We start from the raw sequence: 19,042 nt of genomic DNA, 5'->3' as shown, positions 1-19,042 counted from the left end.
GAGGACCTGCTGGTCATGAATTGCCGTGAAGGCTGTGGCGCCTGCTGCATCGCCCCCTCCATCAGTTCGCCCTTACCCGGGATGCCCAATGGCAAACCGGCGGGCGAACGCTGCCTGCACCTGTCGGTCGAACAGCTGTGCCAACTGTTCGGCCGACCGGAGCGCCCGGCGGTGTGCAGTGATTTCAAGGCGGATATCGATGTCTGCGGCACCGACCAGGCCGATGCGATCCGGTTGATCGGCTGGTGGGAGCAGATGACGGCGGCTTGAGGGGCTTTACTATCGGAACTTCAACAATAAGGAATACAACAATGGGTTCGCTGAAACGAATGGCTGTGCTGTGCGGTTTTACCCTGGTATTTGCTGCCACTGCCCAGGCTGAGGATTGGCAGGTTGCCAAGGATGAAGACGGTATCAAGGTGTCCCTGAGCGAAGTCGCCGGTTCCAAATACAAGGCCTATCGCGGTGTGACCGTGATCAAGGCGCCTGTCGCCAGGATCCAGGCCCTGCAGGAAGATGTGGCCGGTGCCTGCTCGTGGATTCATGAGTGCAAATCCCAGAAGCTGGTGGACAAGAAAGGCGATGAGGCCTGGACCTACACCCAGTTCAAGGCGCCGTTCCCGGTGACCGATCGTGATTCATATATCCATGTCACCACCACCAAGGACGCCGACGGCAGCGTAACCCGCAAGCTGCAGGGCGTGCCGACCTACAAGCCCGAAGAAAAAGGCTACGTGCGTGTCGCTCAGGTCGAGGGCTTCTGGAAACTGGTCCCTAAAGGCGCCAATGAGACCGAAGTCACGTACCAGGTACACACCGAGCCAGGCGGCAGCGTGCCGTCGTGGCTGGCCAACAAGTTCGTGGTGGAAGCGCCGTTCAACACCTTGAAAGCCTTGAAGGAACACGCTGAAAAATAACTGTGCTTGATCCGGTGCTTCCTGACTTGAGTGGAACGTTTGCCGAGCCCTCAAGGTCCAGATAGATGTAAGCCCACACATGGGTTTTATCGAGGAGGCACCGATGCAAAAGTGGCAGATTACCTTCGTTGATGATCACGGCGTACAGTCCGTGGAGCAGTTCACCTGCGAGCACAAGCCCAGCCTCGAAGATGCGGCACACATGATCCGCAACAAGCTGGTGCCCGTGGCCGCCGAACTGGACCTCAACGACCTTGAGGGCCGCAAGCCCGAGCCAACGGTCAAGATCCTCAAAGACCAGAACAGTATTCAGATCCTCGATATCTCTCCCGCCGCCTGAACATTTCCTGTATGCCATTCAAGCACCTCTGGTGGAGGTGATAGCTTCGCGCTACTCTGCAAGTGAGATCAGCGAATGAATCGCTAAGGTCTGGTCTTGTCAGCTACATGCTTGTTTTCCCGTGGTGATGTTGTTGCCGTGGTACCCGCGCCGTCAGCGCGCGGGCTTTGGGAAGCACGGAAAGTCTATCCATCGGTTTGAGGAGGACGTTTCATGAGCACAGCCTATCAAGAAGACATCAGCACCAACGTTCTGCGCCGCATGAAAGAAGGCGGCTTCGACTTTTCACGGTTCCACCCCATTGAGTTCTACGCCATTTTCCCGGATGAGGAACGGGCGCGAAGGGCTGCGGGTGAATTTCGTGGTGAGTCCCTGAATGCCCAGGTCAGTGCGCGCGACGATGGCGCCTGGTACCTGGAACTGAGCAAGATCATGTTTGCAACCTACGATGGCATAGGAGACTTCGAGCAAGACTTTGAAGCGGTGGTCGAGCCGCTGGGCGGAATCATCGAAGGTTGGGGCGTCAAGCAGGAGGTGCGTGGGTTACCCATGTAGCGCCATTGTATGAGCAACACAGCGTATCGGCTGACCCTGGGGTCGGCCGATTTTGTATGTGCTGTGTGAAAATTTCCGGAACTACCGTTGCCCTTTCCCGCACAAAAAAAAGCCACCCGAAAAGGGTGGCTGAAAGGGAAGACCGAAGGAGCCGGTCAGTACACGAGCTTCAAGGTACCGAGTGCGGGATGGGTAAGGCTGTAGGACGTGTCCTGTTCAGCGGATGGGGAGAATTATCCGCAGGCTTGCACGGGCAGTGAAATCAACTCTGACTATGCTGTTGATAGCCAAAGCCTGCATTGCCATGAAGCGTGCGGCAGTGCAGTGGGGATTCCGCGCACCAGGACGGTGCGATCAGGTCTTTGCTTATATTCAACTCACTGATTTTTAAGTGTTTATGCCGCTGGCACGGGCCTTGCGATGGTTCTTGCGTCCGGGTGACAAGGAGTACGGCATGATCCGCACTTATTACGACGAAATGTACGATGGGGCTGGGCAGGTTCGCCCTCACTACCGCGAGTTCGCCCGCTGGTTGGCCGATACCCCCGCTGAACTGCTGGCCCAGCGCCGGCGCGAAGCCGACTTGCTGTTTCACCGTGCCGGGATCACCTTCACGCTTTACGGCGACGAGCAGGGCACCGAGCGCCTGATTCCGTTCGACACCATCCCCCGCAGCATTCCCGCCAGCGAATGGCGGATGGTCGAGCGTGGCTGCATCCAGCGGGTCAAGGCGCTGAACATGTTTCTCGCCGACCTCTATCACGAACAACGCATCATCAAGGCCGGGATCATTCCCGCCGAACAGGTACTGGCCAACGAGCAATACCAGTTGGCAATGCAGGGGCTGAACCTGCACCGCGACCTATATTCCCACATCTCCGGAGTCGACCTCGTACGCGACGGCGACGGCACCTACTACGTGCTGGAAGACAATCTGCGTACACCCAGCGGCGTGAGCTACATGCTCGAAGACCGCAAGATGATGATGCGCCTGTTCCCCGAGCTGTTCGCGGCCCAGCGCATCGCGCCGATCGATCATTACCCCAACCTGCTGCTCGATACCCTGAAAAGCGCCAGCCCCCTGGATAATCCCAGCGTAGTGGTACTGACCCCTGGGCGCTTCAACAGCGCGTTTTTCGAGCATGCATTTTTAGCCCGGGAAATGGGTGTGGAGTTGGTGGAAGGCGCGGACCTGTTCGTGCGCGATGACCGTGTGTTCATGCGCACCACCGACGGCCCCAAAGCCGTGGACGTGATCTACCGTCGCCTCGACGACGCATTCTTAGACCCACTGGCTTTCAACCCCGATTCCATGCTCGGCGTGCCCGGCCTGCTGGCGGCGTACCGCTCGGGCAATGTGGTGCTGGCCAATGCCATCGGCACCGGGGTGGCGGATGACAAGTCGGTGTACCCCTTTGTCACCGAGATGATCCGTTTTTACCTGGACGAAGAACCGATCCTGCAGAACGTTCCCACCTTCCAGTGCCGTAAGCCCGACGAATTGTCCCACGTGCTGGCCAACCTGCCGGACCTGGTGGTGAAGGAAACCCAGGGCTCCGGCGGCTACGGCATGCTGGTGGGGCCAGCGTCCACTGCCGCGGAAATCGAAGCCTTCCGCGCGCGTATCAAGGCCAAGCCCCACGCCTATATCGCACAGCCAACCCTGTGTTTATCCACCTGCCCGACCTTTGTCGAAAACGGCATTGCGCCGCGCCATATCGACCTGCGCCCGTTCGTGTTATCCGGCAAGGAGACCCGGGTGGTACCCGGCGGTTTGACCCGTGTCGCGCTGCGTGAAGGGTCGCTGGTGGTCAATTCGTCCCAGGGCGGCGGCACCAAAGACACCTGGGTGGTCGAGGACTGATGCCATGTTGAGTAGAACTGCCTCGGATTTGTACTGGATGTCGCGCTACCTGGAACGCGCGGAAAACCTCGCGCGCATGCTCGATGTCAGTTATTCGCTGTCGCTCATGCCCCAGGATGGGCGCGGTGATGGCCTGCATGAACTGGCCATGCCGCTGTTGATCACCGGCACGCTGGATGATTACCGCGAGCGCCATGGTGAATTGCATGCCGAACGCCTACTGCATTTCTTCGCACTGGATGCGGCCAACCCGGCCAGCATCTACAGTTGTCTCGGTGCCGCGCGGGCCAGTGCCCATGCTGTGCGTGGGCGAATCACTGCCGACATGTGGGAAAACATCAACGCAACCTGGCTGGAGATTCGCGAAATCTCACAGCAGGGCCTCAGCCGCTACGGCATGAGCCGGTTCTGCGAGTGGGTCAAGGAGCGTTCCCATCTGTTCCGGGGGGCGACCTACGGCACCATCATGCGCAATGACGCCTTCCGTTTTATTCGGCTGGGTACGTTTATCGAGCGCGCCGACAACACCCTGCGCCTGCTGGATGCGCGCTATGAAATGGCCGGCGACCAGGCCGAAGCGGTCACCGATGGCACTGCCCACGCCTACTATCAATGGAGTGCCTTGCTGCGCGCGTTATCGTCGTTCGAGGCCTACACCGAGATCTACCGCGACGCCCCAGGTGCTCGGCAAGTCGCGGAGCTGTTGCTGTTGCGCGCCGATGTACCGCGCTCCCTGCGGGCCTGCAGCGAAGAGATCGACCAGATCCTCGCCAGCCTGCCCGGCATCAACGGCCGTCCGGCCCAGCGCCTGGCGGCCGAGATGGACGCGCGCCTGCGGTTTACCGCGATCGATGAAATCCTCGAGGAAGGCCTGCACGCCTGGCTGACCGACTTTATCCCCTTGGTCCGCCAGTTGGGCGACGCCATCTACAGTTCCTACCTGGAGGCCGCATGAGACTCTCCATCAGCCACGAAACCACCTACCACTACGACGACCAGGTACGCGCCAGCATCCAGTACCTGCGCCTCACGCCCCACGACAGCGAGCGTCAGCACGTGCTCAGTTGGCAACTGGACCTGCCGCGCCCGGTGCGCGCGCAGATCGACCCGTTCGGCAATATCCTGCACGTGCTGACCCTGGACGAACCCCACGACGCCATCATCATTGGCGCCCGTGGCCAGGTGGATATCGATGAGCTGCGTGAGGCTGAACACGAGAGCCAGTCAGCCTTTCCGTTCCTGCGCTGCACCCGCCTGACCGAGCCCGACGAAGCCCTGCGCGCCTTTGCGCAACAGCATTGCCACCAGCGTCGTGATCGCACCGCGTTGATCGACCTGATGCACGCCCTCAACCAGTCGATGATCTACACGCCGGGTGCCACCGAAGTCGACACCTGTGCCGCCCAGGCCTTCGCAGGGCGGGCGGGGGTGTGCCAGGACCATACCCATGCGTTCCTGGCCTGCGCGCGCAGCCTGGGCATTCCTGCGCGGTATGTGTCGGGGTATTTGTACACGGAAGACAGCACTCACCTGGCCAGCCACGCCTGGGCCGAAGCCTGGCTGGATGACGCTTGGTACAGCTTTGACGTGACCAACCAACTGGCCCGGCCGGAGCGGCATTTGAAACTGGCCGTGGGCCTGGACTACCTCGACGCTTGCCCGGTACGCGGCATGCGCCGTGGCGGTGGGCATGAGCAGATGCATGCCAAGGTGTTCGTGGCACCGACGCCGGTGGTCCTGGTCCAGCAGCAATAACCCGCTCGCCACCGAGATCAGGCTGGGTTCAGGGGTGTTGTTTACGCCCCGCCATATGCTTCAAGTACCCCACCAGCAACGCCAACTCGTTGTCAGGCAACACGCTGGCGGCGAACGCTGGCATCTTCGCCTGCGGCCAGTGCCTCAGGCTCTGCGGGTCGCGGATATAGCGCTTGAGGAAGTCGCCGCTGAAATATTCCGTAGGGTTGTAGGGAACATTCAGGTCCGGCCCCACCTGTGCATCGCCGGCGCCATTGAGGCGGTGACAGGCCAGGCAGTTCTTCTGGAACAGCGCAAAGCCCTGGTTGACCGGATCATCCGCCGCCAACATCGGGTCGGGTAACAACGCCGGAAAACGTTCGGCCACCGTCTTCAACTGCTTGATCGCGGAGATCTGGAACGGCCACTGCTCCGGGCTGATATGCCCGGCCTGCGGATCGGTCCACACCAGGTAGAACGGCCCGGCACTCGGCTTGCCGTCTGCCAATGGGGGCCATGGGTGGGCCGGGTCTTCCACGGCCAGCCAGGCGCGGGCGCCGTTTTTTTGCAGCAACGGTGCAGCCGTCAGTTCGGCGGCGAAGCCATCCAGGGCAACGGCTTGCAGATGGTTATCGGGCTGGAGACCCGGCAGAAGCACTGCCAGCGGTACTGCGCGATAGGTCATGTTGCGCTTGTAGGAAACGTCATCGACGACCTGCACTGTCTGCGCACCCGGATGCTTGAGCAGGTCGGCGGTCTGCCAGATCTTGCGGCTGTGATCCAACTCGACGGTCAATTGCGCCGCCGAAGCGGGCAGGGCGAGCAACAAGGCAAGGAATGCGAAGAACGGTTTCAAGACGGCGGCCCCGTGTTAAGTGGCGATAGGGCCCACGATAGCGGAAAAGTGCAGGTAAAAAGGCAGCCCCTGCAACAGGATCGCTATGCACGAAGTCCCGGCAGGTGCTGCCAAAAGCGGTAATCCTGAGGTAAGAACAGGCTCAAGAAGAGGTCACCCAATGACCTTGGTCAAGTTGGGCAAGATCAGAATCAATGTGGTGGCGAACAGAATAAGTCCCGCCTGACGTACTTTCGAATGTTTGAACATGGCTGACTGCCTTTTGTTGTTATTCCTGAGCGTCAAATGCGTGCCGTTGAATATGAGTATCGCAAGGTGACGTGTCGCTTTTCTTACAGCTGCTCCAGCAAAACCCGGCAGCAACTTCTTACTGATTGAACCTTAGAGCCCTCGTCCTGCGCGACTTAGACTCATTTCATATCACTTAATAAGAATTTCAGCTTAAAAAGGCATGAGGCATAACGCCATCTTGGCGCCAATGCCTTGGCTAGACAGCTAAAACGATTAATCCAGCAATTACCTTAGGTGCCTACCGTTCGTCCGAGCGTGGCGGTCAAAAGCAATGAGCGCATCCGTCATTGAAACCGTGTCAATCGGGCCTAAGGTAAGGGCACTACTGCGCAATGGTTCGAGGACGTCATGACCCAAGCTTTGATCTTTGATGCGATACGTACCCCCCGCGGTAAAGGCAAGGCCGACGGCGCCCTGCACAGCGTCAAGCCGGTAAACCTGGTGGCCGGCCTGCTCACCGCGCTGGGGCAACGTAACGACCTCGACACCCAACAGGTGGATGACATCGTGCTCGGCTGCGTCACCCCGGTGGGCGACCAGGGCGCCGACATCGCCAAGACCGCCGCCTTGGTGGCGGACTGGGCCGTCAGCGTCGCCGGTGTACAGATCAACCGCTTCTGCGCCTCGGGCCTGGAGGCGGTTAACCTCGGCGCGATGAAAGTGCGTTCCGGCTTTGAGGACCTGGTGGTGGTCGGCGGCGTGGAGTCCATGTCCCGCGTGCCCATGGGCAGCGATGGCGGGGCCTGGGTGCTCGACCCGCAGACCAACATGCACAGTCACTTCACGCCCCAGGGCATTGGCGCCGACCTGATTGCCACCCTGGAAGGTTTCACCCGCGAGGATGTCGATACCTTTGCCCTACAGTCCCAGCAGAAAGCCGCCAGGGCGCGTGCAGACGGTTCCTTCAACAAGTCGTTGATCGCGGTGCAGGACCAGAACGGCATTGTGCTGCTGGACCATGATGAATTCATTCGCGCCGATTCCACCCTCGAAGGCCTGGGCAAGCTCAAGCCCAGCTTCGAAATGATGGGGCAGATGGGCTTCGATGCTACCGCGTTGCGGGTCTACAGCCATGTGGAACGCATCCACCACGTCCACACACCAGGCAACAGCTCCGGCATTGTCGACGGTGCGGCATTGATGTTGATCGGCTCCGAAGCGAAGGGCCGCGAGCTGGGCCTGCAACCGCGGGCACGCATCGTCGCCACGGCGGTCACCGGTACCGACCCGACCATCATGCTGACCGGGCCGGCGCCGGCCACGCGCAAGACCCTGGCGAAGGCGGGTTTGCATGTGGAAGACATCGACCTGTTCGAGGTCAACGAGGCCTTTGCCTCGGTGGTGCTCAAGTTCATCAAGGACATGGGCATCGACGCCGCGCGCGTCAACGTCAACGGTGGCTCCATCGCCATGGGCCACCCGCTGGGGGCCACGGGCTGCGCGATCCTTGGCACCCTGCTCGACGAACTGGAGGTGCGCCAACAGCGCTACGGCCTGGCCACCCTGTGTGTCGGCGGCGGCATGGGCATCGCCACCATTATCGAACGCTTCTGAGCCCAAGGAATTTGTCATGACCGATGCCATTCGTTACGAAAAAGGCCAGGACCAGATCGTGGTGCTGACCCTCGACATGCCCGGCCAGAGCGCCAACACCATGAACGCCGCGTACCGTGAGGCAATGGCGGCCACCGTCGCACGCCTGCAAGCGGAAAAGGACGACATTGCCGGCGTGGTTATCACCTCGGCGAAGAAGACTTTTTTCGCCGGCGGCGACCTCAATGAACTGATCAAGGTTGACAAGGCCCACGCCCAGGATTTCTACGACAGCGTCCTGGTGTTGAAGGCGCAACTGCGCAGCCTGGAAACTCTCGGCAGGCCGGTGGTGGCCGCCATCAATGGCGCAGCCCTCGGCGGTGGTTGGGAGATCTGCCTGGCGTGTCACTACCGCGTCGTGCTGGATGACAAGTCGGTGCAGCTCGGTTTGCCGGAGGTCACCCTTGGCCTGCTGCCAGGCGGCGGTGGCGTGGTGAGGATGGTGCGCATGCTGGGGCTGGAGAAGGCCTTGCCGTATTTGCTCGAAGGCAAGAAAGTCCGGCCCCAGCAAGCGCTGCAAGCCGGGTTGGTCGATGAGCTGGCGGCGGATCGCACTGAGCTGCTGGCCAAATCCCGCGCATGGATTCTCGCCAATCCGCAGGCCAGTCAGCCGTGGGACAACAAGGCCTATCAGATTCCCGGTGGTACGCCGTCTCACCCGAAAGTGGCGCAAATGCTCGCCATCGCACCGTCGATTTTGCGCAGCAAAACCAACGGCTGCTTCCCGGCCCCGGAGAAAATTCTCTGCGCCGCCGTGGAAGGCGCGCAGGTGGATTTCGATACCGCACATGTGATTGAAACCCGCTACTTCACCGAATTGGTCACCGGGCAGGTGGCGAAAAACATGATGGGCACCTTCTGGTTCCAACTCAATGAAATCAACGCCGGCAGCTCGCGGCCTCAGGGCTTTGCGCCTTACGTGACGCGTAAGGTCGGGGTGCTCGGCGCCGGGATGATGGGCGCAGGCATCGCCTATGTCAGCGCCTGCGCCGGTATCGATGTGGTGCTCAAGGACATCAACCAGGCGGCCGCCGAGAAGGGCAAGGCGCATTCGACGGCGCTGTTGGACAAGAAGGTCAGCCGTGGGCAATTGACCGCCGAGCAGCGCGAAACCACCCTAGCGCGGATTCATCCTACGGCTTCGGATGCTGATCTGGCCGGCTGTGACCTGATCATCGAAGCCGTGTTCGAAGACCGTGAACTCAAGGCCAAGGTCTCGGCTGCCGCACACAATGTGGTCGGCGCCGACGCGGTGATCGCCTCCAACACGTCTACCTTGCCCATCAGCGGCCTGGCCACGGCGGTGCCGGATCAAGGCAAGTTCATCGGCCTGCATTTCTTCAGCCCGGTGGACAAGATGCCCCTGGTGGAAATCATCAAGGGCGCCCGCACTTCGGACGAAACCCTGGCCCGAGGGTTCGATTTCGTCCTGCAAATCAAGAAAACTCCGATCGTGGTCAACGACAGTCGCGGGTTCTTCACCTCGCGGGTGTTCGGCACCTTCACCCATGAAGGCATCGCCATGCTCGGCGAAGGCGTGGCTGCGCCAATGATCGAGACCGAGGCGCGCAAGGCGGGTATGCCGGTGGGGCCGCTGGCGGTGTCCGATGAAGTGTCCCTCAGCCTGATGAGCCATATCCGACAGCAGGCTGCCAAGGATCTGCAGGTTGAAGGTAAAACGGTGCCAAGCCATCCGGCGACGGTGGTAATTGATCTGTTGGTGAACGAGTACAAACGCGCGGGCAAGGCGGCGGGGGGAGGTTTCTACGAGTACCCGGCGGGCGGGCAGAAGCATTTGTGGCCTGAATTGAAAGCGCGCTTTGAGCGAGCCGACCAGCGCATTTCAGCGCAGGATGTGCGCGACCGTTTGCTGTTTATCCAGGCCATCGAGACCGTGCGCTGCGTAGAGGAGGGCGTGTTGATGTCCACCGCGGACGCCAACGTGGGATCGATCTTCGGGATTGGTTTTGCCGCCTGGAGTGGTGGCGCGTTGCAGTTTATCAACCAGTACGGTCTCAACGACTTTATCGCCCGCGCCCGCTACCTGGCGGAACAGTACGGGGAGCGGTTCTCGCCGCCGGCGTTGTTGCTCGACAAAGCTGCGCAGAACACGACCTTCTGACGGTTTTGGGCATGTACAGGGCTTGCCTTGTCAGGGTATTTCAAGGCAGGCTCTGGGGTGTGCATTATTCCCATCACCGTGTCAGGTATTTTTTATGTCGCTACGCGTCTGTATCCTGGAAACCGATATCCTGCGTCCAGGCTTGATCGATCAATACCAAGGCTACGGGCAGATGTTCAAGCGCCTGTTTTCCAAGCAGCCGATTGCCGCCGAATTCGTTGTGTACAACGTGGTGCAGGGCGAATACCCGTTGGACGACGAAGTGTTCGACGCCTACCTGGTGACCGGCAGCAAGGCCGATTCCTTCGGCACCGACCCCTGGATCCAGACCCTCAAGACCTACCTGCTCGAACGCTATGAGCGCGGCGACAAGTTGCTGGGCATCTGCTTCGGCCATCAATTGCTCGCGCTGCTGCTGGGCGGCAAGGCCGAGCGTGCCGGCCAGGGCTGGGGCATGGGCATTCACGATTACAAACTGGATACCAAGGCGCCGTGGATGAGCCCCGAAGTGCCAGAGCTGACGCTATTGATCAGCCACCAGGACCAGGTCACCACCTTGCCGGACAATGCCACGGTCATCGCCTCCAGCGAGTTTTGCCCGTTCGCCGCCTATCACATCGGCGACCAGGTGCTGTGCTTCCAGGGGCACCCGGAATTTATCCATGATTATTCCCGCGAGTTGCTGGAGATTCTTCAGACGACCCTGGGTGAAAAAGTCTACACAAACGGCGTGGCCAGCCTGGCGCGCGACCACCACGGCGTCACCGTGGCGGAATGGATGATGCGCTTCGTGGCGCACAAGCCTGAGGCCCGGGTTTAAAGCCAGCCCGAGCGCTTGAAACTGGCCCACAAGCCCGTGCAACCGAACGCAATAAACCCGAGCACTGCAAAATAGCCGTAGTGCCATTGCAGCTCGGGCATGTTCTGGAAGTTCATCCCATAAATCCCCGCCACCGCGGTGGGGAACGCCAGGATCGCCGCCCACGCGGCAAACTTGCGCTGCACCACGCTCTGGCGCGAGGCCTCAAGCAATACACCGATCTCGATGGTCTGGCTGGCGATATCGCGCAGGGTGGTGAGGTCTTCCATCTGCCGCGTGACGTGGATCTGCACGTCCCGGAAATACGGGCGCATGTTCTTGTCGATAAACGGGAAGCTCAGCTTCTGCAGCTCCTGGCTGATCTCCACCATCGGCGCCACATAGCGCTTGAGTCGCAGCACGTCGCGGCGCAGGCCATGGATCTTCTGGATATCGCGCTCGCTCAGCGAGCTGCACAGCACGTTGTGCTCCAGTTCATCGATCTCGGCGTGGATCGCCTCGCTGACCGGCTGGTAGTTCTCGGTGACAAAATCCAGCAGGGCATAGAGTACGAAATCTTCCCCATGCTCCAGCAATAACGGCCGCGCCTCACAGCGTTGCCGAACAAAGCCGTAGGACGCCGAATGGCCATTGCGCGCAGTGATGATGTAGCCGTTGCCAGCGAAGATATGGGTCTCGATAAACTCCAGCTTGCCGTTCTCGCGTACCGGTGAATAGGTGACGATAAACAGTGCGTCGCCGAAGGTTTCCAGCTTGGGGCGGCTGTGTTTTTCCAGGGCATCTTCGATGGCCAGTTCATGCAGGTTGAACTGGCGTTGCAGGTTGGCCAACTCCTGGGCGTTGGGCTCTTCCAGGCCGATCCACACAAAGTGCCCGGGTTTGGCAGCCCAGGCCGCGCCTTCGTCGAGGGTGATATCAGTGACTTTCTTTCCGGCGCTGTACACGGCGGCCGCAACAACTCTACCCATGGTGCTGATCACTTCTTATTAGGAGGACAGGTGTTGGGCAGCTTAGCTTGAATGACGTTCCGTTGCGGCGTTTGCAGGTGCTCGCTTTTTGTGACGAGCAAGCTTGTTTACGTGGGGGGGCCAGGCCCCCCGGAAGGTGTTCAGGCAGATTGCACTTCGCGATCCATCGCTGCAATGCACTCATCCATCTGCGCCTGACAGGTCTGCATCAACTGCGGGATGTCATCCGAAGTCAGGCCCACAGTAGGAATCGGCGGCAACGAACGTATGAGCACATCACCGCTGTTCCAGCGATTGAGCTTCATATGGGTGACGTAATTGCTGACACACACCGGCACGATGGGCACGCCAGCGGCGATGGCCATATGAAACGCGCCTTTCTTGAACGGCAACAGGCTTTTGCCCAGGTTGCGCGTGCCTTCCGGAAACACCCAGATCGACGTGTCCTGATGCTGCAACGTATGAGTGGTGGTGAGCATCGCGCGACGTGCCTTGTGCGCATTGCCGCGGTCGATCAGCACATTGCCCGCCAGCCAGAACAACTGGCCGAACAGCGGCACCCATTTCAGGCTCTTTTTGGCGATACACACGGTGCGATGGGGCACCACGGTGCCCAGCACAAACAGGTCATAGTTGGACTGGTGGTTGGCGATGATCACGCACGTACCAGGCTTGTTGCGCAGGGAGTCGACATCGGTCTTCACCTTCAGCCGCAGGATCCACATGGCTGGCAGCGCATAGAGACGCGCGCACAAGCGACTGTTGTCCGGGTTGAACGGCCGGCAGGCCCCGAGCAGCACGCCCAGTACACCGGCCACCATAAAGTGCAGGCCCATCAATAACATGCGTAACAGAAAAAGCATCGACACGGCCCATCGGGATAAAAGGTGGCGCAGTGTACGGATGTGCACTGAATTCGGCAATTACCCGTAAAGAGGTAGGAGATGGGCGATGTTTAAGCACATGTTTCATCATGTGCCGATATAGGCAGGCTAGAGCGGCTAAAGATGTTTCGGATTCATTTGTACGAAAAAGCCCGACGCAAGGTCGGGCTTCGATGTTTCGGTTGCAGGGCTTAACTCAGGATATGCCCCTGATCCTGGATGATTGCCTCATCCAACGCCTCCAGCAACGCCTTACGCACCTTCAGCTTGGTGTGCTTATGGGCATTCATATTCAGCTTCTTCAACTGGCGTGCCGCTTCCAGCGCCGCCGCCTGCAGCTCTTCAGGTGCCACCACCTTGTCGAGGAAACCGGCCTGCAACGCGCCTTGCGGGTCAAACATCTCGGCATTGATCACCGAGCGATGAAACGCCGATTTACGCAGACGGTCCCGCGCCAGCTCGATACCGGCGTGGTGCATGGTCATGCCGATCGCCACCTCATTCAGGCCAATACTGAACGGGCCTTCCACCCCGATCCGATAATCTGCCGACAACAACAGGAAAGCCCCCTTGGCCACCGCATGCCCAGGGCACGCCACAATCACCGGGAACGGGTGGGACAACAGGCGACGCGCCAACGTCGAGCCCGACGTCACCAGGCCGATGGCTTCTTTGGGGCCGGCTGTCATCACCTTCAAATCATACCCACCCGACAGGATCCCCGGCGTGCCGGTGATGATCACCACCGCCCGATCTTTCTCGGCCTGGTCCAGCGCTGTATTAAACGCACTGACCACATCCGGAGAAATGGCATTCACCTTGCCGTTACTCAGGGTCAGGGTCGCGATACCGTCTTCGAGGTGGTAAGCAATCAACTCACTCATGACGCGGTTCCTTGTAGGATTTGTTATAGAGAGGCTGTTTATAAAGGCGCATGCGCAGACGTTACCCACCACGCCCGCCCCGGTAAAGCGCCGTGACTGACTGCCCAGTCAGACTTTCCCCGCAGGGAGAGCGCCGGAAGGCCTGGGGCAGGGCGCAACACCGACCCCAGACACAGGCCGCCCATGCCCAAGAATGGCAGAATCACCACCCCTTGCCGGGCGCATCCCGGCATAGCCGTCTAACCGCATGAAAATTCTGAAAAAAACCTTTGCCATCAGAAAGGCTTTCGACTACATTAGCGCGCCTCGACAGACTGAACTGGTTTGACGAGATACGGTGAAGTGTCCGAGTGGCTTAAGGAGCACGCCTGGAAAGTGTGTATACAAGAAATTGTATCGAGAGTTCGAATCTCTCCTTCACCGCCAAATTCGATGTAAACAAAACCCCTGGTTTCGAGAGAACCCAGGGGTTTTGTGATTTCTGGGGTTTGAAACACTAACCTGATTCAAATCATTCGCTTGGTGTATCCATCCTTCGCCCTATGACGTCCAGCAAGTCACACCCATCGCGTAACGGGATTGAGCACAGTAAGGCAAAATCGCTGAGTACGACCGCATCGCTATTTATTTCACCGCGCAGCGCAAGGTTCTCTAGGACCTGTGTCACGGCACGCAGTCGATAGGTCGCGGCGTCGAGGAGGATTTCCAGTGGTGCGGTTGTATCGACAAAAAGCGCAGGTGTGGCACTGTCATTGCTGGTTAGGGCCATGTATTGGTTCATATGTGGAGCTCCGGTTGTCGAAGGGTAGCAACCACACATTTGTCGCCAAACAAAAGGGTGGCAGCTGTACGCAGGTTGGCGAACCGGGACAATCGGAAAAACCGGCAGACCCGAAGGTCTCCCACGCACAGCTACCATCGAGCAGCTTATTGCGCGCAGAAGCATCCCGCAAATCGCCGGGAGGCATCTGTCGATTTATCCTCGAGTCGCCAAACCCGATCGCCATGTCAGCGACCGAGGGACTATAGGCTGGGTGGTTTTGAAGTGGGAGAGTGGCGCTTCTGAGTGACTTGTAGGAAGTTGCTCAAATCTATTGTTGCTGCGCAATAGATCACCCCCCTCAATGCCTATGCCGATGATGCACATCCGGAAAATGCGCATGGCTGTGCCTCAGCGGACTGTGCACATGCACATGGCTATGGGGTTCCGCCGGATCCCACTCAAACCCGTGCTCATGCTGATGGTGTTCATCATGCACATGCCGATGCCCGTGTTCCGTCGCGTCATGCTGATGATCATGGGCATGCCGTTCCGTCAGGTGCAGCCAAACGCCCACGGCCATCAGCGCTGAGGCAATCCAGAACGCCAGCGTCACTGACTCACCCAACAACAGCACTGCGATCGCGGCCCCCAGGAACGGCGCGGTCGAAAAATACGCCCCCGTGCGTGCACTGCCCAGTCCGCGCAGCGCCAGCACGAACATCACCAGGCTGATGCCATAGCCCAGAAACCCCACCAGCAAGATAGGCGCCAGCTGCGCCATGCCCGGGATCTGCGCCCCGAGATAAAGCGCCAACCCGCCATTCACCAGCCCCGCGATCAACCCCTTGGCCCCGGCGATAAACAGCGCGTCCGACGCAGACACCTTGCGTGTCAGATTGTTATCAATCGCCCAGCACAGGCACGCCACGGCAACCGCCAGCGGCCCCGTCCAGCCATGGCTGGTGCCACCGCCGTCGACCCACGACAACAGCACGCCGCCCAGCACGATGGCGATCATCCCCAGGACGATGCGACGGTCGGCGTTTTCCCTGAATACGACCCAGGCGATAACGGCGGTCAGCACCGATTCCAGGTTGAGCATCAGGGAGGCGGTGGCGCCAGCGGTGCGGGTCAGGCCGAACATCAACGCGACGGGCCCGAGGATGCCGCCGAATGCGATGGCGCCGAGCAGCCAGGGCCATTCCGATGGGGTCAGTCCGCTGGGTTTCCAGCCACGATCACGGATCAGGCGCACGCCGGCGAGGCCGACGCCGCTGCCGAGGTAGAGCAGGCCGGCGAGCAGCACGGGCGAGAGGCCCAGGCCGAGGTGTTTGGCGAGTGGGGTGCTGGCGCCGAACAGGGCGGCGGCGGCGAGTGCGTAGAGGATACTGAGGTTCATGGGCCATCCTCGAAAGGTCGGCCCATGATACGTCGCAGGCTCAGTTGAAAGCCCGAGCGATTTTACTGCACGGTTTTCAGTTTGATCACATCGCCGGAAATCTTGGTGGTGTAACCGCTCAGCACCCAGGCCCAGAACCAGTTTTCCTGCACTTGGGTGTTGATCAGCGCATCGCCGCCTTTTGCCTTGATGGCGGCGTCCTGGGCGCGCACGAAACGGCTGTTCTGGCCGATCGGGATCACGCCGAACAGCATGATGCCGGTGGCGCTGGCTTCACTGTGGCCCAGCACGGTGTATTGGCTGCTGTCGTATTGCGGGGATTTGATGGCGGTGCCGGTGCAGCCTGCGAGGGTGAAACCGAGAACGGCTGCTGCAACCACTTTACTGACGTACTTCACTGGAAAACTCCATGGACTAAAGCCCGAGATTCAATTCTCGGGGGCTGCACTTTAATCGCCCCGGCAAGGGATTGAAATCAATCTTCTTCCGTCAGATATGCAACCACGCCAGGCTACCTAGCACCACCGCCACACCCGCCGCCGCATAGGACATGCGCTTCAACCACTCCCTTCTCGTCAACAACGTAATCGCCGCCAGCGAAATCGCGATCTGAATCGCGGTCATCGCCTGGGCCCAACGATGATGCTGGTGCAGGGCTTGCTCGGATTTTTCATCCCATTCCTTTGAGGTCGCTTCCAGTTTTTCCGCCTGCTTGCGTACCTCTTCCTTCTGGCTTTTGTAGCGCTCGATCTCATCCTTGTAATGGGCGGCATCCACACCGGGAATATGGGTCGCGAGTTCCGCCAGGTTCTGTCGGCTGGACTTGGCCTGGTAGTAATTCCACTGGTTGGCGGCGTCGGTCTTGATGATGGCCGCGTTGTTCTTGTCCATCGCCGCTTCGCTCTCGGTGGAGCCGGCCTGGTAGCTGAGCATGGCGCCAAGGGTGGCCATCAGCGCGGTCATGACGGCGATGCGGCTGGCGAAACTGTCGCCACGGGCGTGGGCATGTTCGGTGGTGTGTTCGAGGTGTTTTTCGTGGGGGCTGGGGACTTCGAAGGCTTCGGACATGGTGGCGCCGGTGAAGGGACTGAGGGAGTCTGATTCTTCACCAGTGAAGCTGTCTCAAGCCTGTACGTAACGCCGGATCAAGCGCACATACACCGCAATATTGATAGCCAGCACCAATGCGCCCAGGCCCAGTTGGATCTGTGGCGTCAGCCCGGCCGGGTAGATCAGCGTAAGGATGTAATGCTCGATAAACCCACCGCCATAACCGTCCTGCCCGGCGAGGTGGCGGAACAGGTTTTCCCAGCGGGTCAGCGGGCAGGGCAGGTGGAACACTTCGACCGCCACGCCCCACGCAGCGGCGGGCAGGTGCAGCCAGATAACCGGGCGCCATTTCAGGGCCAGCAGCCCACCAAACAGTACGAACAGGATGAAACACAGGTGGAACAGCACGAGGCTGTCTGCGGCTAGACGATAGAGCATGTTTGGTTTCGCTTTTAGGTGACTGAAGGCGCGGACTGTCCCGTTTGAGGCTATAGCTCCAGTTGAACGGCGTTGATGCCAAATGCCTTGGCAATCTTTTCCCGCGTCGTCCGGCGAGGTTTGTTCACCGCCTCTTGCTGGGCAAATGCGGATTGGGAAATGCCCAGGCGTTGGGCGACTTCTTCCTGGGTCAGGTTCAGGTGCTCGCGCCAGGCTCGGATCGGAGTGGCTCCATCTACCAGGCGGCTGACGACCGCGTGGGGGATGAGGTTTGGATCGTTCTGCCGGGCCAGATAGTGTTCATAAGGGATCACCACGAAAGCTGGCTTGCCCTCCGTATTGTGGATGATCTGTATGGCAGTAGGTTCGCTCGTCACGTTTCTTGACCTCTTGAATGCTGACTACCTGGATATTGCCGTCCCAGTCGAAAAGGACTCGGTAATGACCCACCCTTAATCGGTAACCGTGGGGTGGTTGACCAACGCCTTGACATTGACTGCCTCGGGCATGCGTTCAAGCGCGAAGACGGCATCGCGTACTTGTTGCTGATGATACGAATGCAATCGAAGCAATTGCTTGACGGCTTTTCGGGTCCAGTAGATTGAGTTCATCAGAGGTTAATAAGTCTTTTATAAGGTTTTCAAGGGGTATTTTTCAGCGGTGAGCTATCGAGCGGACGCTCTGTTCTCACAAACCCTAGGCGGCCGCATCGCACGCGGGCGGGTAAAACTGTTGCGCGATATGAATCACTGATCGCACACAGACTGCAGTCCTGTGCCGACTCAATACCCGGCCGCGAAGGTTGCTTGCAGGCAACCCAGGCCGTTATTGTGCTGAATCCTTTTAGTCCTTCCTCCAGGGTTGTGTAGTGATGAATGCACCGCGTACCGCAGTCGGTCCGATCAAGGCCGTGATTTTCGATATGGACGGGTTGTTGCTGGATACGGAAGGCATCTACACCGAAGTCACGCAGATCATCGCCGAACGCTACGGCCGAACCTACGATTGGGGCATCAAGCAGCACATCATCGGGCGCGGCGCGCAGGATTTGGCCGACTATGTGGTCAAGGCGCTGGACCTGCCGATTACCCCGGCTGAATTCCTCGAAATTCGCGAACCGCTGATGAGCGAGCGCTTTCCCAAGGCCTTGGGCATGCCCGGCGCGGAGGCGCTGGTGCGGCACTTGAAGGCGCACAACATTCCCATTGCGGTGGGCACCAGTTCGTCGCGCAATTCGTTTGGCCACAAGACCACCTTGCACCGCGAGTGGTTTGGTTTGTTCGACACCATCGTCACCGCTGACGACCCGGAAGTCGGCGCCGCCAAGCCTGCGCCGGACATCTTCCTCACCGCTGCGCGCCGCCTGGGCGTTGCCCCTGAGGATTGCCTGGTGTTCGAGGATTCGCCGTTTGGTGTGACGGCGGCGAAGGCCGCCCGTATGACCGCCATCGCCGTGCCCGATGAGGCCATGGCCGACAGCAAGTACCAGCATGCCGACCAGATCATCCGCAAGCTTGCGGACTTCGACCTGGCGGCCTATGGCCTGCCGCCCATCTCCTGAACC

The 19,042-nt window shown here is 59.8% G+C and carries 21 protein-coding genes, 1 tRNA gene and 1 pseudogene; 12 read left to right on the top strand and 11 right to left on the bottom strand.

All coding sequences use genetic code 11. The features are described 5' to 3' along the window. Nucleotides 1–15: 15 nt before the first annotated feature. From BM416_RS07215 to BM416_RS07185, 7 genes are all read left to right on the top strand, one after another. The gene (locus BM416_RS07215) at nt 16–270 is read left to right on the top strand and encodes a YkgJ family cysteine cluster protein (protein ID WP_065940713.1); all 255 of its coding nucleotides are present in this window, start codon (nt 16–18) and stop codon (nt 268–270) included. A 41-nt stretch (nt 271–311) separates the two neighbouring features. Further along, on the top strand, nt 312–917 hold the full coding sequence (locus BM416_RS07210) for an START domain-containing protein (RefSeq protein WP_027603637.1): 606 nt from the start codon (nt 312–314) through the stop codon (nt 915–917). A 103-nt stretch (nt 918–1,020) separates the two neighbouring features. Continuing rightward, nucleotides 1,021–1,257, top strand: a complete 237-nt coding sequence (locus tag BM416_RS07205; protein WP_027603638.1) for a hypothetical protein — start codon at nt 1,021–1,023, stop codon at nt 1,255–1,257. 213 nt (nt 1,258–1,470) lie between these two features. After that, nucleotides 1,471–1,812, top strand: a complete 342-nt coding sequence (locus BM416_RS07200) for a ribonuclease E inhibitor RraB (RefSeq protein WP_015885395.1) — start codon at nt 1,471–1,473, stop codon at nt 1,810–1,812. A 454-nt stretch (nt 1,813–2,266) separates the two neighbouring features. Beyond that, nucleotides 2,267–3,676 (top strand): circularly permuted type 2 ATP-grasp protein, encoded by a 1,410-nt coding sequence (locus BM416_RS07195; RefSeq protein ID WP_027603639.1) that lies wholly within the window; start codon nt 2,267–2,269, stop codon nt 3,674–3,676. A gap of 4 nt (nt 3,677–3,680) precedes the next feature. Continuing rightward, nucleotides 3,681–4,631 carry an alpha-E domain-containing protein gene (locus tag BM416_RS07190; protein ID WP_027603640.1) on the top strand — a complete coding sequence of 317 codons (951 nt, stop codon included), beginning with the start codon at nt 3,681–3,683 and terminating at the stop codon, nt 4,629–4,631. Then, a complete protein-coding gene (locus BM416_RS07185; RefSeq protein ID WP_092486859.1) occupies nt 4,628–5,431 on the top strand; it encodes a transglutaminase family protein in 804 nt (267 codons plus the stop codon). The genes BM416_RS07190 and BM416_RS07185 overlap by 4 nt, the downstream gene beginning before the upstream one ends. A 28-nt stretch (nt 5,432–5,459) precedes the next feature. On the opposite strand, the gene BM416_RS07180 is transcribed toward BM416_RS07185, so the two are convergent. Next, complete coding sequence (locus BM416_RS07180) at nt 5,460–6,266, bottom strand: c-type cytochrome (RefSeq protein WP_092486856.1); 807 nt, start codon at nt 6,264–6,266, stop codon at nt 5,460–5,462. 639 nt (nt 6,267–6,905) lie between these two features. Here BM416_RS07180 and BM416_RS07175 point away from each other — a divergent pair. The 3 genes from BM416_RS07175 (at nt 6,906) to BM416_RS07165 (ending at nt 11,092) form a co-directional block, all read left to right on the top strand. Then, a complete protein-coding gene (locus tag BM416_RS07175; protein WP_092486853.1) occupies nt 6,906–8,111 on the top strand; it encodes an acetyl-CoA C-acetyltransferase in 1,206 nt (401 codons plus the stop codon). 16 nt (nt 8,112–8,127) lie between these two features. Continuing rightward, a complete protein-coding gene (locus BM416_RS07170; protein WP_092486850.1) occupies nt 8,128–10,272 on the top strand; it encodes a 3-hydroxyacyl-CoA dehydrogenase NAD-binding domain-containing protein in 2,145 nt (714 codons plus the stop codon). 94 nt (nt 10,273–10,366) lie between these two features. Next, nucleotides 10,367–11,092: an amidotransferase gene (locus BM416_RS07165; RefSeq protein ID WP_092486847.1), complete on the top strand. Its 726-nt coding sequence runs from the start codon at nt 10,367–10,369 to the stop codon at nt 11,090–11,092. Here BM416_RS07165 and BM416_RS07160 read toward each other — a convergent pair. The 3 genes from BM416_RS07160 to BM416_RS07150 all read right to left on the bottom strand — a co-directional run bounded on the left by BM416_RS07160 (nt 11,089) and on the right by BM416_RS07150 (nt 13,828). Continuing rightward, nucleotides 11,089–12,060, bottom strand: coding sequence for a magnesium and cobalt transport protein CorA (locus BM416_RS07160; protein WP_027603646.1), 972 nt, complete (start codon nt 12,058–12,060; stop codon nt 11,089–11,091). The two genes, BM416_RS07165 and BM416_RS07160, sit on opposite strands and share 4 nt — an antisense overlap. 140 nt (nt 12,061–12,200) lie before the next feature. Then, nucleotides 12,201–12,923, bottom strand: coding sequence for a lysophospholipid acyltransferase family protein (locus BM416_RS07155; protein WP_092486844.1), 723 nt, complete (start codon nt 12,921–12,923; stop codon nt 12,201–12,203). Nucleotides 12,924–13,135: 212 nt separating this feature from the next. Further along, nucleotides 13,136–13,828 carry a crotonase/enoyl-CoA hydratase family protein gene (locus BM416_RS07150; RefSeq protein WP_065924808.1) on the bottom strand — a complete coding sequence of 231 codons (693 nt, stop codon included), beginning with the start codon at nt 13,826–13,828 and terminating at the stop codon, nt 13,136–13,138. Nucleotides 13,829–14,164: 336 nt separating this feature from the next. Between BM416_RS07150 and BM416_RS07145 the strand changes: the two genes are divergently transcribed. Beyond that, a tRNA-Ser gene (locus tag BM416_RS07145) sits at nt 14,165–14,254 on the top strand. An 85-nt stretch (nt 14,255–14,339) separates the two neighbouring features. Here the strand turns inward: BM416_RS07145 and BM416_RS07140 are convergent. The 7 genes and pseudogenes from BM416_RS07140 to BM416_RS30795 all read right to left on the bottom strand — a co-directional run. Then, on the bottom strand, nt 14,340–14,609 hold the full coding sequence (locus BM416_RS07140) for a short-chain dehydrogenase (protein ID WP_065924801.1): 270 nt from the start codon (nt 14,607–14,609) through the stop codon (nt 14,340–14,342). A gap of 340 nt (nt 14,610–14,949) precedes the next feature. Continuing rightward, the gene (locus tag BM416_RS07135) at nt 14,950–15,990 is read right to left on the bottom strand and encodes an EamA family transporter (RefSeq protein ID WP_092486842.1); all 1,041 of its coding nucleotides are present in this window, start codon (nt 15,988–15,990) and stop codon (nt 14,950–14,952) included. Nucleotides 15,991–16,052: 62 nt separating this feature from the next. Continuing rightward, a complete protein-coding gene (locus BM416_RS07130) occupies nt 16,053–16,388 on the bottom strand; it encodes a hypothetical protein (protein WP_092486839.1) in 336 nt (111 codons plus the stop codon). Nucleotides 16,389–16,479: 91 nt separating this feature from the next. Continuing rightward, a complete protein-coding gene (locus tag BM416_RS07125; protein WP_027603653.1) occupies nt 16,480–17,058 on the bottom strand; it encodes a DUF4337 domain-containing protein in 579 nt (192 codons plus the stop codon). Nucleotides 17,059–17,112: 54 nt separating this feature from the next. Beyond that, nucleotides 17,113–17,478, bottom strand: coding sequence for a DUF2784 domain-containing protein (locus tag BM416_RS07120; RefSeq protein WP_065924798.1), 366 nt, complete (start codon nt 17,476–17,478; stop codon nt 17,113–17,115). 50 nt (nt 17,479–17,528) lie between these two features. Then, a complete protein-coding gene (locus BM416_RS07115; RefSeq protein WP_065946900.1) occupies nt 17,529–17,855 on the bottom strand; it encodes a helix-turn-helix domain-containing protein in 327 nt (108 codons plus the stop codon). After that, nucleotides 17,839–18,089: pseudogene (locus BM416_RS30795) on the bottom strand (type II toxin-antitoxin system RelE/ParE family toxin); the annotation flags it as partial. The gene BM416_RS07115 and the pseudogene BM416_RS30795, both read right to left, overlap by 17 nt. Before the next feature lie 260 nt (nt 18,090–18,349). Here BM416_RS30795 and BM416_RS07105 point away from each other — a divergent pair. Then, nucleotides 18,350–19,039 (top strand): HAD-IA family hydrolase, encoded by a 690-nt coding sequence (locus BM416_RS07105; RefSeq protein ID WP_092486836.1) that lies wholly within the window; start codon nt 18,350–18,352, stop codon nt 19,037–19,039. Nucleotides 19,040–19,042: the final 3 nt, after the last annotated feature.

The organism is Pseudomonas sp. NFACC42-2, assembly GCF_900116055.1.
Classification (GTDB): domain Bacteria; phylum Pseudomonadota; class Gammaproteobacteria; order Pseudomonadales; family Pseudomonadaceae; genus Aquipseudomonas; species Aquipseudomonas marginalis.
This window is presented reverse-complemented; position numbering and strand designations above follow the sequence as displayed.

Bases quoted from the DNA above. Each gene is read 5' to 3' on its own strand.
- BM416_RS07215 (WP_065940713.1), top strand. From the start codon at position 16: ATGAATTGCCGTGAAGGCTGTGGCGCCTGCTGCATCGCCCCCTCCATC.
- BM416_RS07105 (WP_092486836.1), top strand. From the start codon at position 18,350: ATGAATGCACCGCGTACCGCAGTCGGTCCGATCAAGGCCGTGATTTTC.
- BM416_RS07160 (WP_027603646.1), bottom strand. From the start codon at position 12,060: ATGGGTAGAGTTGTTGCGGCCGCCGTGTACAGCGCCGGAAAGAAAGTC.
- BM416_RS07195 (WP_027603639.1), top strand. From the start codon at position 2,267: ATGATCCGCACTTATTACGACGAAATGTACGATGGGGCTGGGCAGGTT.
- BM416_RS07135 (WP_092486842.1), bottom strand. From the start codon at position 15,990: ATGAACCTCAGTATCCTCTACGCACTCGCCGCCGCCGCCCTGTTCGGC.
- BM416_RS07205 (WP_027603638.1), top strand. From the start codon at position 1,021: ATGCAAAAGTGGCAGATTACCTTCGTTGATGATCACGGCGTACAGTCC.
- BM416_RS07190 (WP_027603640.1), top strand. From the start codon at position 3,681: ATGTTGAGTAGAACTGCCTCGGATTTGTACTGGATGTCGCGCTACCTG.
- BM416_RS07200 (WP_015885395.1), top strand. From the start codon at position 1,471: ATGAGCACAGCCTATCAAGAAGACATCAGCACCAACGTTCTGCGCCGC.
- BM416_RS07120 (WP_065924798.1), bottom strand. From the start codon at position 17,478: ATGCTCTATCGTCTAGCCGCAGACAGCCTCGTGCTGTTCCACCTGTGT.
- BM416_RS07170 (WP_092486850.1), top strand. From the start codon at position 8,128: ATGACCGATGCCATTCGTTACGAAAAAGGCCAGGACCAGATCGTGGTG.
- BM416_RS07185 (WP_092486859.1), top strand. From the start codon at position 4,628: ATGAGACTCTCCATCAGCCACGAAACCACCTACCACTACGACGACCAG.
- BM416_RS07140 (WP_065924801.1), bottom strand. From the start codon at position 14,609: ATGAACCAATACATGGCCCTAACCAGCAATGACAGTGCCACACCTGCG.
- BM416_RS07155 (WP_092486844.1), bottom strand. From the start codon at position 12,923: ATGCTTTTTCTGTTACGCATGTTATTGATGGGCCTGCACTTTATGGTG.
- BM416_RS07210 (WP_027603637.1), top strand. From the start codon at position 312: ATGGGTTCGCTGAAACGAATGGCTGTGCTGTGCGGTTTTACCCTGGTA.
- BM416_RS07175 (WP_092486853.1), top strand. From the start codon at position 6,906: ATGACCCAAGCTTTGATCTTTGATGCGATACGTACCCCCCGCGGTAAA.
- BM416_RS07150 (WP_065924808.1), bottom strand. From the start codon at position 13,828: ATGAGTGAGTTGATTGCTTACCACCTCGAAGACGGTATCGCGACCCTG.
- BM416_RS07125 (WP_027603653.1), bottom strand. From the start codon at position 17,058: ATGTCCGAAGCCTTCGAAGTCCCCAGCCCCCACGAAAAACACCTCGAA.
- BM416_RS07165 (WP_092486847.1), top strand. From the start codon at position 10,367: ATGTCGCTACGCGTCTGTATCCTGGAAACCGATATCCTGCGTCCAGGC.